Here is a 13682-nt window from a genome sequence, read left to right on the forward strand (position 1 = left end):
GGCGTTAATAAAACGGCGCTTCGCCGTTCAACACCTTATCAATTACATCCAGCACGCCTTCGTCGTTATTGTGCGGGGCTTCAAAGCGCGCCACCGCCTTAATATGCGGCCTGGCGTTTGCCATCGCAAAGCTGAACCCTGACTGGCGCAACATTTCTACGTCATTCCCGCTATCGCCAAAAGCCACCACTTCGCTGTCATCAATGCCCCAGCGCTTTTGCAGTATTCGCAGACCGTTGGCTTTATGCACTCCGGGGATGATGAGGTCGATACTGCCGTGGCCGGTCGTGACGGGCACCATAATGTCGTTCAGCTTTTCGTGCAGCATCGCCTGAATACGCGGGATGTCGTCGTCAGAGACGTTAAGCCCGAATTTGAAGAAAATATCGTTCAGGTTGCCGAAATCACTCACCATTTCGAGACGGTGGTAGTACTTTGCCGCGATATCCTTAAAGCCGTCGTCATAGTGCTTCAGCGTATAGGCGCTGCTTTTTCCGCAGGCGATAATCTCAATGCCCGGCACATCGTTTAACACGGCGGCAACGGTGTCGAAGTGCGTCTTCGACAGTTCACCGTTAAAGACATCTTCCCCGGCGCTGACCACCCAGCCGCCATTTTCCGCGACAAACGCAATTTCATGGGCAATCTCCGGGAAAAAGGAAATCAGCTGGTAGTACTGGTTGCCGCTGGCAACCGCAAAGCGAATGCCTTGCGCTTTCATTCGTGCATATTGCGCCAGAAAACGCGGGCGGTTATAGGTCTTGGCATCGCTCAGAAATGTGCCATCCATGTCGACGGCGATCAGTTTAACGCTCATATCCCTTCTCCAGTGTCGTTTGTTCCGTTTCCGGCTTCGCGACCGCACGCGCTACCAGCGCTGCGATGATCACTAACCCTAACACCACCAGCATGGCGCTGCGCAGCCCGTAGTGCTCACCGAGGAAGCCGAGCAGCGGTGGCCCCACCAGGAAGGCGAGGTAGCCCGTGGTCGCCACCACGCTGACGCGGGTCGGTGCATCCGGGCCAGTGTCGCTGGCGGCTGAAATGGTGAGCGGGAAGCCAAGCGATGCCCCCAGACCCCAGAGGATCACCGACACGCCGGCAATCCAGTCCACGTCCACAAAGATGATCATCGCAATCCCCAGCCCGCCCAGCAGGGCGCTGGCACGCACCACCGCCACGCGGCTGTAGCGGTCAATAAACCAGCCACCGGTAAAGCGCCCAACGGTCATCCCGAGGGTGAAACCGGCGTAGATCAGGGAGCCGGAGGTTGGACTAAAACCGTGGCCGTCAACCATCAGCAGCGGCAGCCAGTCGTTAGCGGACCCTTCCGCAAAGGCCATCGCCAGCACCACCACGCCGATCAGCATCAGCTGAATGTCGCGGTAAAACGGCAGCCCTTTTTCCGCGGTGGCGTGTTCGTCAGAGGTGTTCTTGCCGGTGCCGTCAGGGATCGCCCGGATACCGGTCAGAATGGGGATAATACATACCAGTGCGGCCAGCAGAATATGCAGGTTCGCGGCGACGCCCGAGGCCGTCAGCGCCATCCCCACACCCGCACCGGCCAGCGTGCCAAGGCTGTAAAAGCCATGCATCATCGGCAGTACGGTTTTATTCATCTCACGTTCAACCGATGCCCCTTCAACGTTAATGGCCACTTCAGCGGCACCGAAGCTGCCGCCAAACACCGTCAGCCCAAGGGCAAACAGCACCGGCGAGGCAAACCACAGCGCCACGCTCAGCACCAGCATCCCGAACACGGCACAGCACATGGTGGTGCGGATGACCGCCCGTGTACCGAAGCGTTTGACAAGCCACGCGGAGCAGAGAATACCGCTCATGGAGCCTATCGACAGGCCAAACAGCACGATGCCCATCTCGGCCGTTGAGACGGATAAAATATCGCGAATGGCCGGGGTACGCGTGGCCCATGAGGCCATCAGCAGACCGGGAATAAAGAAGAACATAAACAGCGCCCACATGCGCAGCTGCAGGGTTCTACGGGGGGAGGTCAGAGTCATTGAAGTCAGCACCGGAAGTACAACAATAGCGACAACACTAGCAAGTTTGTGTACATTTGTACACAAACCACGTGGGGAATTTATGAGCAGAGCACCGAACGATCCTCAACGCCGGGAGAAGATCCTGCAGGCGACCCTGGACACCATTGCAGAGCACGGTATTCATGCCGTGACGCACCGGAAAATCGCCACCTGCGCGGGCGTGCCGCTGGGGTCGATGACCTACTATTTTGACGGTATGGAGTCGCTGCTGGAAGAGGCCTTTACGTGGTTTACCCGGCAGATGTCGCAGCAGTATCGGGATTTCTTCGCCGGCGTGACCGGGCCAGAAATGGCGTGCGAATCCATCACCACGCTGATCCACAGTTCGCAGGTCACGACGCCGCAGAATATGGCGCTGATGTACCAGCTCTATGCCTTTATGCACCGCAGTGCGGCGCTCAAAACGGTAATGCAGGACTGGATGAAGATGAGCCAGACCACGCTTGAGCAGTGGTTCGACCCGGTGACCACCCGCGCGCTGGATGCCTTTATCGAAGGGATGACGCTGCACTTTGTGACCGACAGAGCCCCGCTCACCCGGGAGGAGATCCGGGCGATGGTCGGCAGGATTGCGGGCGAGAGCGGACGTTAGATTGTGGTCGCGCCGGCCGTCATGTTTACCGTTGTTCCCGTGATGGCACCGGCTGCATCTGACGCCAGAAACGCGATGGTGTCTGCCACCTGCTCCAGCGTCAGCAGGCGATTCAGCATCGTGCTCTGTGCCGCGCCCTCCAGAAACTGCTCCACGGTGATGCCCATCGCCTGCGCCTTGATGGCGAACAGGTCACCCACACCGGAACCGGCCTGAACCGCGTCGGCTATCGCATGCGAACGCACGCACAGGACGCGAATATTCTTTGCCCCCAGCTCCGCCGCGAGCGCACGGGTTAACGCTTCCGTCCCCGCACAGCCGACGATATGCCCGAGATGTCCCGGCATCGCCATATTTGCAGCCGGCGCAACGACGGTGATAAGCGTTCCGGCACGCTCACCGCCCATACGGGGTGCGACAGCTTTGGCGATGTTGAAATAGGCGGCCAGAAAAGGGTCGAATCCCTGTCTGAATTCACTGAGCGTTAATGCGTCGAGGCGTTTACCCTGGTCATGCATAAAGCCCGTGGCATTCACGACGATATCAATCCCGGCAACGTCCGGGAGCGTCGCGTCGGCATTGAGAGCATCGAAAACAAACAGCCGGGCTGACCCGCCAGCGGCGTGAATGCGGTTAGCGACGTGCTCCAGCCTGGCCTGATCGCGTGCCGCGAGGTAGACCGTTGCCCCTTCACGGGCGAGCGCGTACGCAGCGGCGCTGCCAATAGCGCCGCTGCCACCAAAGATAACGGCGGTTTTATTTTTGAGACTCATACCTGCATCCCCTCACCAGACCGGTCCATCAAATTATGGGTCGGGTGACGACGGATGCAACTCCGCCACTGGGCAGGGGATGTGGCTGACAAGACTTACGGCATCACTATCAGCGGATTAGCTGCCGGAGATTTTTTTTCCGCTGGCGTCCACCACCGCTTCGCCATCTTCTTTCGTAAACGCCCCTTTCTGTGCATCAGGCAGGATATCGAGTACGACTTCGGAAGGGCGGCACAGGCGAGTGCCCAGCGGCGTCACCACGATCGGACGGTTAATCAGGATCGGATGCTGCAGCATAGAATCGATAAGCTGGTCGTCGGTAAACCGGTCCCCGGCGAGGCCCAGTTGTTCATAAGGTTCGACATTTTTGCGCAGCAAATCCCGCACGGAAATCCCCATCTCAGCAATCAGTCTGGTCAGTTCATCACGTGACGGTGGGTTCTCAAGGTACAGAATAATTTCGGGTTCAGTGCCGCTGTTGCGGATCATCTCCAGCGTGTTGCGTGAGGTGCCGCAGGCTGGATTGTGGTAAATGGTGATATGGCTCATATCCGTTACTCATTACAGTGTGAAGGAGAGACGTAACGCCAGCGCGGCGAGCGTCACAAACAGAACCGGCAACGTCATGATGATGCCTGTCCGGAAATAATAGCCCCAGGTGATCGTCATGTTTTTCTGCGCCAGGACATGGAGCCAGAGCAGGGTGGCCAGGCTGCCGATAGGCGTGATCTTCGGACCCAGGTCGCAGCCAATGACGTTGGCATAAATCATCGCGTCCTTAATCACACCCGATGCCGTGCTGCCATCGACAGACAGTGCCCCAATCAGGACGGTCGGCATATTGTTCATTATGGATGACAGGAACGCCGTGATGAACCCGGTACCGAGCGTGGTGGCCCACAGGCCATGCCCGGCGAGGAGATTGAGAACCCCTGACAGATACTCCGTCAGCCCGGCATTGCGCAGGCCATACACCACCAGGTACATCCCCAGCGAGAAGATAACGATCTGCCACGGTGCGCCACGAAGCACTTTTCCCGTATTAATGGCATGCCCGCGCTTTGCAACGGCAAACAAAATCAACGCGCCTGCTGTCGCGATAGCACTGACCGGAATGCCGAGCGGTTCAAGTACAAAGAACCCGACAAGGAGCAGTAACAGAACAACCCAGCCCGTTCTGAAGGTTGGAAGATCGTTAATCGCGCGGGAAGGCTCGCGGAGTTTTGACAGGTCGTATGTCGGTGGAATGTCCTTTCGAAAGAACAGGTGCAGCATCACCAGCGTGGCCGCAATCGCGGCGAGATCCACGGGGATCATCACCGAGGCGTATTCGCTGAACCCCAGCGAGAAGAAGTCTGCCGATACGATATTGACCAGGTTCGAAACGATCAGCGGCAGGCTGGCAGTGTCGGCGATAAATCCAGCCGCCATGACAAACGCCAGCGTGGCCTGCTTGCTGAACCCGAGGGCGAGCAGCATGGCGATAACGATGGGCGTGAGGATAAGCGCCGCGCCGTCGTTGGCAAAAAGCGCCGCAACGGCCGCACCCAGCAGAACGATATACGTAAACAGCAACCGGCCCTTGCCATTACCCCAGCGGGCCACGTGCAGCGCCGCCCACTCGAAAAATCCGGACTCATCAAGCAGCAGGCTGATGATGATGACGGCGATAAACGTGGCCGTCGCGTTCCAGACAATATCCCACACCACCGGAATATCGTTAATGTGGATCACGCCGCTGACCAGCGCCAGTACAGCACCCATCGTGGCGCTCCAGCCGATACTTAACCCTCTGGGCTGCCAGATGACCAGCACCAGTGTAAACAGAAAAATTGCCCCAGCCAGAAACATCGTGAACTCCGTTATATCTGTTTTTATGAATGTGTTTTAACACGCGCCCGGAAGATGGTTTTTCAGCTTTACGCGGGTCTCTTCCCGCAAGCAATTCCAGCTGTTCTCAATCACGGTGGCAGCCCATGCCGGCATAGTGGGGGACAAACGGTAATAAACCCATTTCCCTTCCCGGCGATCGCTCACCAGCCCGGATTCACGCAGCAGCGCCATATGGCGCGATACCTTGGGCTGTGATTCAGCCGTGGCGGAACAGAGATCGCAGACGCACAGTTCCCCGGCTTCGCGCAGAAGCATGACGATGGACAGGCGAGTCTCGTCGGAGAGGGCTTTGAAAAGTTGGACCGGATGTAGCATCGGCTTTCCTGCGGTTGGTTATATATATGGTTAAGCATATATGTTTGGGTGGAAAGAGGGAAGGCGGAATGTTGAAGAGGGGAATTTCAGGCAACAAAAAACCCATCAACCTTGAACCAAAACGGCGGGGTTGATGGGCTCCACAAATTGGGGACATCAAAGAAAAGCAGTGGCAATAGTTATGACTGCCCCCTGATAAAAAAGTTCTGCGCGTAACGAAAATTTTTTCGTCGTGCGCAGAACTTAAGAGTTATCCGAGTCCAGGCCAGATGATGATGATCAGCGTACCCGCCAGCGTAAGCAGTACGTTAGCGATAGCGTAGGTGCCCGCATAGCCCAGCGCAGGAATATTGCTGCGTGCGGTATCACTGATAATTTCCATTGCCGGGGCGCAGGTACGGGCCCCCATCATTGCCCCGAAGAGCAGGGCGCGGTTCATGCGAAGCACATAAGCACCGAACAGGAAGCAAATCACGACCGGTACCAGGCTGACGATAAGTCCGGAAACCAACATCTGCCAGCCAACAGCACCCAGGCTGTGGCCAATGCCGCTACCGGCGCTTAAGCCGACACCCGCCATAAAGACCATCAGACCAAACTCTTTCACCATATTGAGCGCACCCTGCGGAATGTAGCCGAAGGTCGGGTGGTTCGCTCGCAGGAAGCCCAGCATGATGCCGGCGAACAGCAGCCCGGCAGCGTTACCGATGCCAAAGCTAAAGTTACTGAACTGGAAGGTGATCATCCCGATCATCAGGCCAACGATAAAGAAGGCGCAGAAGGCCAGCAGGTCGGTGACCTGGCTGTGAATAGAGATAAAGCCGATGCGGTCCGCAACAGTTTTAACGCGTCGCGCATCGCCGCTGACCTGCAGAACGTCGCCTTTGTTCAGCACGACGTTGTCGTCAATTGGCATCTCAATCTGGCTGCGGATCACGCGGTTGAGGAAGCAACCATGATCGGTCAGCTTCAGCTGCGCCAGACGACGGCCGACGGCGTTATGGTTTTTCACCACAATCTCTTCTGTGACGATACGCATATCGAGCAGATCGCGGTCAAACACCTCTTTACCGTTGCGGAAGCTCGGGTCGAGGCGGGCGTGGGCATCCGGGTAACCAACCAGGGCAATGTCATCGCCCATCTGCAGCACGGCGTCGCCGTCCGGGTTTGCCAGAATGCCGTTACGGCGAATACGTTCGATATAGCAGCCTGTCTGGCGGTAAATCCCCAGCTCGCGGAGGTTTTTCCCGTCCGCCCATGCAACCAGCTCGGGCCCAACGCGGTAGGCGCGAATCACGGGCAGATAGACTTTACGCTTGCTGTCGGTGTCCAGACCGCGTTCGCGGGCAATTTGCTGAGCGCTGGTCTGCAAATCCTGGTGCTGCAGTTTTGGCAGGTAGCGGGCGCCCACAATCAGGCTCACCAGACCAATCAGATAGGTCAGGGCATAGCCCAGGCTCAGGTGGTCGAGCGCGGTAGAGAGTTGCGCACCGGCCATGCCGGAGTGGCGCAGGGTATCGCCTGCACCCACCAGCACCGGCGTGGAGGTCATCGAGCCGGCGAGCATACCGGCCGTCAGCCCGATATCCCAGCCAAACAGTTTACCCAGTCCTAAGGCGATCAGCAGCGCGCTGCCGACCATGACCAGCGCCAGCATCAGATAATTTTTGCCGTCGCGGAAGAAAATTGAAAAAAAGTTGGGCCCGGCTTCCACACCAACACAAAAAATAAACAGCATAAAACCTAAGTTGAGCGCGTCCGTGTTAATGCTGAAATGCTGCTGGCCTAATAATAGTGAGACGACTAAAACGCCAATGGAATTACCAAGTTGAACCGAACCAAGGCGCAATTTACCCAGGCAAAGGCCCAGCGCCAGTACCACAAATAATAACAGGATGTAATTCCCATTTAACAAGTCTGCGACGTTTATATTCACGGAGGCTAACTTCTTGTTTACCAGTAAGTTGTTGAATGAAAGGACTTTTTGGGCTACTGTTTTCTGGGTCAGGGAAAGGCTTTAACGCTCCCTGTTTCCAGCTTTATTCCCTAAAACATTAGCTGGCGGTTAGTTTAATCGTATTAGCTACTGACAGCCACCTATTATCGCTTCACCCTGTGTGTACTTTGGCAAGGATTGCCGCATTGCTTTATCTGACTGGGCGTCTACCCGACGAAAGTGTATTTGATAGAGATAAGTCAGGAGGATAGTTTGAACATTAAACGAAACTGGGCGGGAGTGATCAGCTGCTTTTTGCTGTTCATTGTCGTTTGCATGTCCCTCGCTTTTAATGTGAAGGGAGCGTTCAGGGCGTCGGGTCATCCGGAGCTGGGGCTGCTCTTTTTCACCCTGCCAGGGGCTGCTGCCAGTTTTCTCTCCCGCCGGGGGGAAGTGGTGAAACCGTTACTGGGCGCAATACTTGCAGCGCCGCTGTGTCTGCTGCTGATGCGGTCACTGTATATTTCAACGCGAAGTTTCTGGCAGGAGCTGGCGTGGTTGCTGAGTGGCGTCTTCTGGTGCGCACTGGGAGCGCTATGCTTTTTGTTTGTTCATAGCATGTTGGCCCGGCGCAGACAGCACAAATAAAAACGCCCTCAGGGTGAGGGCGTCTTAGCATTACTGAGCGGCAAACAGGCCCAGATGTTCTTTAGCGTATGCTTCAAAGTCTGTGCAACCGCCAATGTGTTTCTGATCGAGGAAAATCTGCGGTACGGTTTCAACCGGTTTACCCACGGTTTTTTCCAGATCGGCTTTGCTGATCCCTTCCGCGTGGATATCAACATAACGGAAGTTAAAATCATCACGCTCTTCGGTCAGTTTCTCAGCCAGCTCTTTCGCGCGCACACAGTAAGGGCACCCTGGACGACCAAAAATTACTGCAAACATTTCTCTCTCCTCGAAAACAAGCCTGACGGCGAATGGGTCTATAGTGCCCGATAACCTGTCGTCATTAAAGAAGGTTTCGCCTGTCGTTATAATACCTCTCAGCTATGTTTCGCCAATTACATCGCGCGCATCATTGCCTATACTGGCTGCGATATGATTCACGCAAGACAAAGAGAGACAAGATGACGCCAACCATAGACCTGCTACGTTCCCATCGTTCAATTCGCCACTTCACCGACGAGCCGATAACGCCGGCGCAGCGTGAAGCCATTATTGACAGTGCAAGGGCGACATCCAGCTCCAGCTTCCTGCAGTGCAGCTCCATTATTCGTATTACCGACCCGGCAATGCGTGAACAACTGGTGACCCTCACCGGTGGACAAAAGCATGTGGCACAGGCAGCCGAGTTCTGGGTGTTCTGCGCCGATTTTAACCGTCACCTGCAGATCTGCCCGCAAGCCGAGCTTGGCCTTGCCGAACAGCTGCTGCTGGGCGTCGTGGACACGGCGCTGATGGCGCAAAACGCCTTCACGGCGGCGGAATCGCTGGGGCTGGGCGGCGTATACATCGGCGGGCTGCGTAACAATATCGAAAGCGTTACCGAACTGCTGAAGCTGCCAAAACATGTTCTGCCCCTGTTTGGCCTGTGCCTTGGCTGGCCTGCGGATAACCCGGACCTCAAGCCGCGCCTGCCTGCGGCGATGCTGGTGCATGAAAACCACTACCAGCCTGTCGATCAGGATGTGCTGGCGCAATACGATGAAGAGCTGGCGCACTACTACATGACGCGCGACAGCAATAACCGTCGCGATACCTGGAGTGACCACATTCGTCGCACCATCATTAAAGAGAATCGCCCGTTTATTCTCGACTATCTGCACAAACAGGGCTGGGCGACACGATAGCCCATTCATCCTGCGCCTGCCTGCGTGTATGATACGCAGGCTTTTTCCATGTCTTTAGAGAGGTGCAGGGTGAAAATTGCCATTTTGTCCCGGGATGGAACGCTCTATTCATGTAAACGCCTGCGAGAAGCGGCGGCAAAACGGGGGCATCAGGTTGAGATCCTCGATCCGATGTCCTGCTATATGAACATTGATCCTGCTGCCTCATCGATTCATTACAAAGGCCGCAAGCTTCCGCATTTTGATGCGGTTATCCCCCGCATCGGCTCCCAGATAACCTATTACGGCACGGCCGCGTTGCGCCAGTTTGAGATGCTGGGCAGCTATCCGCTCAATGAATCCGTTGCGATATCTCGCGCCCGCGATAAGCTCCGTTCGCTGCAACTGCTTGCCCGGCAGGGTATCGATCTTCCGGTTACCGGCATTGCACATTCACCGGACGACACCAGCGATTTAATCGATATGGTGGGTGGCGCACCGTTAGTGATCAAGCTGGTGGAAGGCACTCAGGGCATCGGTGTGGTGCTGGCCGAAACGCGGCAGGCGGCGGAAAGCGTGATTGACGCCTTTCGTGGGCTGAATGCCCATATTCTGGTGCAGGAGTACATTGAAGAAGCCAAAGGGCGCGACATTCGCTGTTTTGTTGTCGGTAACGAGGTGGTTGCGGCCATCGAACGCCAGGCAAAAGAGGGCGATTTCCGCTCTAATCTGCACCGTGGCGGCGTGGCGAGAGTCGCGGATATCAGCGATCGCGAGCGTGAGATTGCCGTGAAGGCGGCGCAAACGCTGGGGCTGGATGTGGCGGGTGTTGATTTACTGCGGGCGACGCGCGGGCCGCTGGTGATGGAGGTGAATGCCTCACCGGGACTGGAAGGGGTGGAAAAAACCACCGGGGTCGATATTGCGGGTAAAATGATCTCATGGGTCGAGCGCCACGCAACGCCGGGCTACTGTCTGAAAACGGGCGGTTAAATGGATTACAGCGCACTTTTTGCGTACTCTATGCGAAGTTTTTATTAAAGAGGCTGCACAGCGATGGATTTACAGGTCGTTCCAACACTGGATACGTTACGTCAATGGCTCGATGATGCCGGAATCACTTTCTTTGAATGTGATTCCTGCCAGGCGCTGCATTTGCCTCATATGCAAAATTTCGATGGTATTTTCGATGCCAAAATCGATCTCATTAACGACGTGATCCTCTTCTCTGCGCTGGCCGAAGTGAAACCGTCTGCGCTGCTGGCACTGGCCTCTGACCTGTCGGCCATCAACGCCAGTTCTTTGACGGTGAAAGCATTTCTCGATATACAGGATGATAATCTGCCAAAACTGGTCGTTTGCCAGTCTTTATTCTCCGGTGCCGGCCTCTCTTTCAAGCAGTTCTCCTGGTTTATGCGCTTGAGTGAAGAGCAAATTTCGATGGTAATGATGGAAGCCAATGCGCACCATTTGCTGTATAGCGCGGAAGATGATGCAGAGAATAATGATGCATCTCCCAATTTTCTTCACTAAGCCTGTCTGACTTTTGCGCAGTCGCTGCCATAGCGGCTGCATAACGCCATTTTTTCTGCTGCTTTTAACCTTTCTTTAAAGAATTTTTCACCTCCCCAAGCGCCATTTCGGCTTATCACGTAGACATAACCTGCATAAAAAATTGATAAAAGGCGTTTTTTCGTCTGGGCTATAGCCGGAGACACGGGCTACAGTTATTCTTGCGATGCTTAAAAAAAGCGAGCGGATCCTGCCGGGTAAAGAGGTTTCTTTTTATTTCGTGCAGAGCGACAAACTATGCATGATTATTGCATATCTTCAGATTGCACAGTTTTAGTTCGTTTGTTAACGAGCTTTCAGAAGGAATAACGATATGATCGCCTTGAATAAAAAATGGTTATCGGGTCTGGTTGCGGGTGCTCTGATGGCCGTCTCTGCCGGCACGCTCGCTGCGGAACAAAAAACGCTGCACGTTTATAACTGGTCTGACTATATCGCGCCGGATACCGTCGCTAATTTCGAAAAAGAGACCGGCATTAAAGTGGTCTATGACGTTTTCGATTCCAACGAAGTGCTGGAAGGGAAACTGATGGCGGGCAGTACCGGTTTTGACCTGGTGGTACCCTCCGCAAGCTTCCTTGAGCGTCAGCTGACGGCAGGTGTCTTCCAGCCGCTCGATAAGAGCAAATTACCGAACTGGAAAAACCTCGATCCGGAAGTGCTTAAGCTGGTCGCCAAGCATGACCCGGACAACAAATACGCGATGCCGTATCTGTGGGCGACCACCGGTATTGGTTATAACGTCGATAAAGTCAAAGCGGTGCTGGGTAAAGATGTCAAACTCGACAGCTGGGACGTGGTGCTGAAGCCGGAAAACCTTGAGAAGCTGAAAAGCTGCGGCGTCTCTTTCCTGGATGCGCCAGAAGAGATTTTCGCCACCGTGCTGAACTACCTGGGCAAAGATCCTAACAGCAGCAAGGCCGATGATTACACCGGCCCGGCAACCGATCTGCTGCTGAAGCTGCGTCCGAACATTCGTTACTTCCACTCCTCACAGTACATCAACGACCTGGCAAACGGCGACATCTGCGTGGCGATTGGCTGGGCAGGGGACGTATGGCAGGCAGCTAACCGCGCCAAAGAAGCCAAAAACGGCGTGAATGTTTCCTACTTCATTCCGAAAGAGGGCGCGCTGGCGTTCTTCGACGTCTTCGCCATGCCGGCTGACGCGAAAAACAAAGACGAAGCTTACCAGTTCCTTAACTACCTGATGCGTCCGGAAGTCATCGCGCATATCAGCGATCACGTCTATTACGCTAACGGCAACAAGGCCTCTGTGCCGCTGGTCAGCGAAGAGATCCGCAATAACCCGGCTATCTATCCGCCGGCGGATGTGTTTGCCAAGCTGTTCACCCTGAAAGTTCAGGATCCTAAAATTGACCGCGTACGTACCCGTGCGTGGACCAAAGTGAAAAGCGGTAAATAACGGCGTCCGGTACGGTTGCCCGGTGGCAAAAGCGCTCACCGGGCCTGCTAAACCCGTCGGTCGGGCTGGCGTGAGCGCCGCCCGACGATGCGCACCCTGATGGTGCGTTTGCACCAGTTTTGATTTCTGCCGGAGAGCACCCCGTGAATGACGCGATCCCCCGCCCGCAGGCGAAAGTCCGTAAAGCGCTGACCCCGCTTCTTGAAATTCGTAACCTCACCAAATCTTTCGATGGTCAGCATGCCGTGGACGACGTCAGCCTGACTATCTACAAAGGTGAAATTTTTGCCCTTCTGGGCGCATCTGGCTGCGGTAAATCGACCCTGCTGCGTATGCTGGCCGGTTTTGAACAGCCTACCGCCGGGCAAATCATGCTGGATGGTGTCGATCTTTCCCGCGTGCCGCCGTATCAGCGCCCGATAAACATGATGTTCCAGTCTTACGCGCTCTTCCCCCATATGACGGTGGAGCAGAATATCGCCTTTGGTCTTAAGCAGGACAAACTGCCGAAAGCCGAAATCACCGCCCGCGTGGCAGAGATGCTCAGCCTGGTGCACATGCAGGAGTTCGCGAAGCGTAAACCGCATCAGCTCTCAGGTGGCCAGCGTCAGCGCGTGGCGCTGGCGAGAAGCCTGGCGAAACGTCCTAAGCTGCTGCTGCTCGATGAACCGATGGGCGCCCTGGATAAAAAACTGCGTGACCGTATGCAGCTGGAAGTGGTGGATATCCTTGAGCGCGTGGGGGTGACCTGCGTGATGGTTACCCACGACCAGGAAGAGGCGATGACCATGGCCGGGCGTATTGCGATCATGAACCGCGGTAAGTTCGTACAGATTGGCGAGCCGGAAGAGATTTATGAGCACCCGACCACCCGCTACAGCGCGGAGTTCATCGGGTCGGTCAACGTCTTCGAAGGGCTGCTGAAATCGCGCGAGGATGACGGTCTGGTGATCGAGTCGCCGGGGCTGCAGCATCCGCTTAAGGTCGATCCGGATAGCTCGGTGGTGGATAACGTGCCGGTGTATGTCGCGCTCCGCCCGGAGAAGATCATGCTGTGCGAAGATCCGCCGGCCGATGGCTTTAACTTCGCCGTCGGGGAAGTGGTGCACATTGCTTACCTGGGCGACCTCTCCATCTACCATGTGCGTCTGAAAAGCGGGCAGATGCTCAGCGCCCAGCTGCAGAACGAACATCGTTATCGCAAGGGACAGCCGACCTGGGGCGATGAAGTTCGCCTGTGCTGGGATGCGGACAGTTGTGTAGTGCTGACGGTATAAGGA

Annotated in this window: 15 protein-coding genes; 7 read left to right on the plus strand and 8 right to left on the minus strand. The window is 55.7% G+C overall.

Translation table 11 applies throughout. The features are described 5' to 3' along the window. Nucleotides 1–4 precede the first annotated feature (4 nt). Both QMG44_RS03385 and QMG44_RS03390 read right to left on the minus strand, forming a co-directional pair. Nucleotides 5–817 carry a Cof-type HAD-IIB family hydrolase gene (locus tag QMG44_RS03385; protein ID WP_047355698.1) on the minus strand — a complete coding sequence of 271 codons (813 nt, stop codon included), beginning with the start codon at nucleotides 815–817 and terminating at the stop codon, nucleotides 5–7. Beyond that, nucleotides 807–2021, minus strand: a complete 1215-nt coding sequence (locus QMG44_RS03390) for an MFS transporter (protein ID WP_050736557.1) — start codon at nucleotides 2019–2021, stop codon at nucleotides 807–809. The genes QMG44_RS03385 and QMG44_RS03390 overlap by 11 nt, the downstream gene beginning before the upstream one ends. Before the next feature lie 82 nt (nucleotides 2022–2103). On the opposite strand from QMG44_RS03390, the gene QMG44_RS03395 reads away from it, so the two are divergent. Continuing rightward, nucleotides 2104–2655: a TetR/AcrR family transcriptional regulator gene (locus QMG44_RS03395; protein WP_020884879.1), complete on the plus strand. Its 552-nt coding sequence runs from the start codon at nucleotides 2104–2106 to the stop codon at nucleotides 2653–2655. Here the strand turns inward: QMG44_RS03395 and QMG44_RS03400 are convergent. The 5 genes from QMG44_RS03400 to QMG44_RS03420 all read right to left on the minus strand — a co-directional run bounded on the left by QMG44_RS03400 (nucleotide 2652) and on the right by QMG44_RS03420 (nucleotide 7572). Then, nucleotides 2652–3428, minus strand: a complete 777-nt coding sequence (locus QMG44_RS03400; protein ID WP_281852995.1) for an SDR family NAD(P)-dependent oxidoreductase — start codon at nucleotides 3426–3428, stop codon at nucleotides 2652–2654. The genes QMG44_RS03395 and QMG44_RS03400 overlap by 4 nt on opposite strands. 117 nt (nucleotides 3429–3545) lie before the next feature. After that, the gene (arsC, locus tag QMG44_RS03405) at nucleotides 3546–3977 is read right to left on the minus strand and encodes a glutaredoxin-dependent arsenate reductase (protein ID WP_025204600.1); all 432 of its coding nucleotides are present in this window, start codon (nucleotides 3975–3977) and stop codon (nucleotides 3546–3548) included. Nucleotides 3978–3989: 12 nt separating this feature from the next. Then, the gene (locus QMG44_RS03410; RefSeq protein WP_086532750.1) at nucleotides 3990–5279 is read right to left on the minus strand and encodes an arsenic transporter; all 1290 of its coding nucleotides are present in this window, start codon (nucleotides 5277–5279) and stop codon (nucleotides 3990–3992) included. A 36-nt stretch (nucleotides 5280–5315) separates the two neighbouring features. Next, on the minus strand, nucleotides 5316–5636 hold the full coding sequence (locus QMG44_RS03415) for a metalloregulator ArsR/SmtB family transcription factor (protein ID WP_086532749.1): 321 nt from the start codon (nucleotides 5634–5636) through the stop codon (nucleotides 5316–5318). Nucleotides 5637–5886: 250 nt separating this feature from the next. Continuing rightward, a complete protein-coding gene (locus tag QMG44_RS03420; protein WP_014169303.1) occupies nucleotides 5887–7572 on the minus strand; it encodes an aspartate:alanine antiporter in 1686 nt (561 codons plus the stop codon). A gap of 273 nt (nucleotides 7573–7845) precedes the next feature. Between QMG44_RS03420 and QMG44_RS03425 the strand changes: the two genes are divergently transcribed. After that, nucleotides 7846–8220, plus strand: coding sequence for an inner membrane protein YbjM (locus QMG44_RS03425; RefSeq protein WP_020884874.1), 375 nt, complete (start codon nucleotides 7846–7848; stop codon nucleotides 8218–8220). Nucleotides 8221–8250: 30 nt separating this feature from the next. Here the strand turns inward: QMG44_RS03425 and QMG44_RS03430 are convergent, their stop codons facing one another. Continuing rightward, entirely contained in the window at nucleotides 8251–8520 is a 270-nt protein-coding gene (locus QMG44_RS03430) for a GrxA family glutaredoxin (RefSeq protein ID WP_014169305.1), read from the minus strand. A 182-nt stretch (nucleotides 8521–8702) separates the two neighbouring features. On the opposite strand from QMG44_RS03430, the gene nfsA reads away from it, so the two are divergent. The 5 genes from nfsA (at nucleotide 8703) to potG (ending at nucleotide 13679) form a co-directional block, all read left to right on the plus strand. Continuing rightward, nucleotides 8703–9425, plus strand: coding sequence for a nitroreductase NfsA (nfsA, locus tag QMG44_RS03435; RefSeq protein ID WP_025204598.1), 723 nt, complete (start codon nucleotides 8703–8705; stop codon nucleotides 9423–9425). A 69-nt stretch (nucleotides 9426–9494) separates the two neighbouring features. Then, nucleotides 9495–10397, plus strand: coding sequence for a 30S ribosomal protein S6--L-glutamate ligase (rimK, locus tag QMG44_RS03440; protein ID WP_020884872.1), 903 nt, complete (start codon nucleotides 9495–9497; stop codon nucleotides 10395–10397). A 63-nt stretch (nucleotides 10398–10460) separates the two neighbouring features. Next, entirely contained in the window at nucleotides 10461–10937 is a 477-nt protein-coding gene (locus QMG44_RS03445; RefSeq protein ID WP_014169308.1) for a YbjN domain-containing protein, read from the plus strand. A 352-nt stretch (nucleotides 10938–11289) separates the two neighbouring features. After that, on the plus strand, nucleotides 11290–12402 hold the full coding sequence (potF, locus tag QMG44_RS03450) for a spermidine/putrescine ABC transporter substrate-binding protein PotF (RefSeq protein ID WP_014169310.1): 1113 nt from the start codon (nucleotides 11290–11292) through the stop codon (nucleotides 12400–12402). A gap of 143 nt (nucleotides 12403–12545) precedes the next feature. Then, complete coding sequence (potG, locus tag QMG44_RS03455; RefSeq protein WP_020884870.1) at nucleotides 12546–13679, plus strand: putrescine ABC transporter ATP-binding subunit PotG; 1134 nt, start codon at nucleotides 12546–12548, stop codon at nucleotides 13677–13679. The last annotated feature ends 3 nt before the right edge of the window (nucleotides 13680–13682 follow it).

Source organism: Enterobacter sp. 200527-13 (genome assembly GCF_027924865.1).
Lineage (GTDB): Bacteria > Pseudomonadota > Gammaproteobacteria > Enterobacterales > Enterobacteriaceae > Enterobacter > Enterobacter ludwigii.

Excerpts from the sequence above, each read along its gene's own strand:
- QMG44_RS03385 (WP_047355698.1), bottom strand. The coding sequence starts at position 817 with ATGAGCGTTAAACTGATCGCCGTCGACATGGATGGCACATTTCTGAGC.
- QMG44_RS03390 (WP_050736557.1), bottom strand. The coding sequence starts at position 2,021 with ATGACTCTGACCTCCCCCCGTAGAACCCTGCAGCTGCGCATGTGGGCG.
- QMG44_RS03395 (WP_020884879.1), top strand. The coding sequence starts at position 2,104 with ATGAGCAGAGCACCGAACGATCCTCAACGCCGGGAGAAGATCCTGCAG.
- QMG44_RS03400 (WP_281852995.1), bottom strand. The coding sequence starts at position 3,428 with ATGAGTCTCAAAAATAAAACCGCCGTTATCTTTGGTGGCAGCGGCGCT.
- arsC (WP_025204600.1), bottom strand. The coding sequence starts at position 3,977 with ATGAGCCATATCACCATTTACCACAATCCAGCCTGCGGCACCTCACGC.
- QMG44_RS03410 (WP_086532750.1), bottom strand. The coding sequence starts at position 5,279 with ATGTTTCTGGCTGGGGCAATTTTTCTGTTTACACTGGTGCTGGTCATC.
- QMG44_RS03415 (WP_086532749.1), bottom strand. The coding sequence starts at position 5,636 with ATGCTACATCCGGTCCAACTTTTCAAAGCCCTCTCCGACGAGACTCGC.
- QMG44_RS03430 (WP_014169305.1), bottom strand. The coding sequence starts at position 8,520 with ATGTTTGCAGTAATTTTTGGTCGTCCAGGGTGCCCTTACTGTGTGCGC.
- nfsA (WP_025204598.1), top strand. The coding sequence starts at position 8,703 with ATGACGCCAACCATAGACCTGCTACGTTCCCATCGTTCAATTCGCCAC.
- QMG44_RS03445 (WP_014169308.1), top strand. The coding sequence starts at position 10,461 with ATGGATTTACAGGTCGTTCCAACACTGGATACGTTACGTCAATGGCTC.
- potF (WP_014169310.1), top strand. The coding sequence starts at position 11,290 with ATGATCGCCTTGAATAAAAAATGGTTATCGGGTCTGGTTGCGGGTGCT.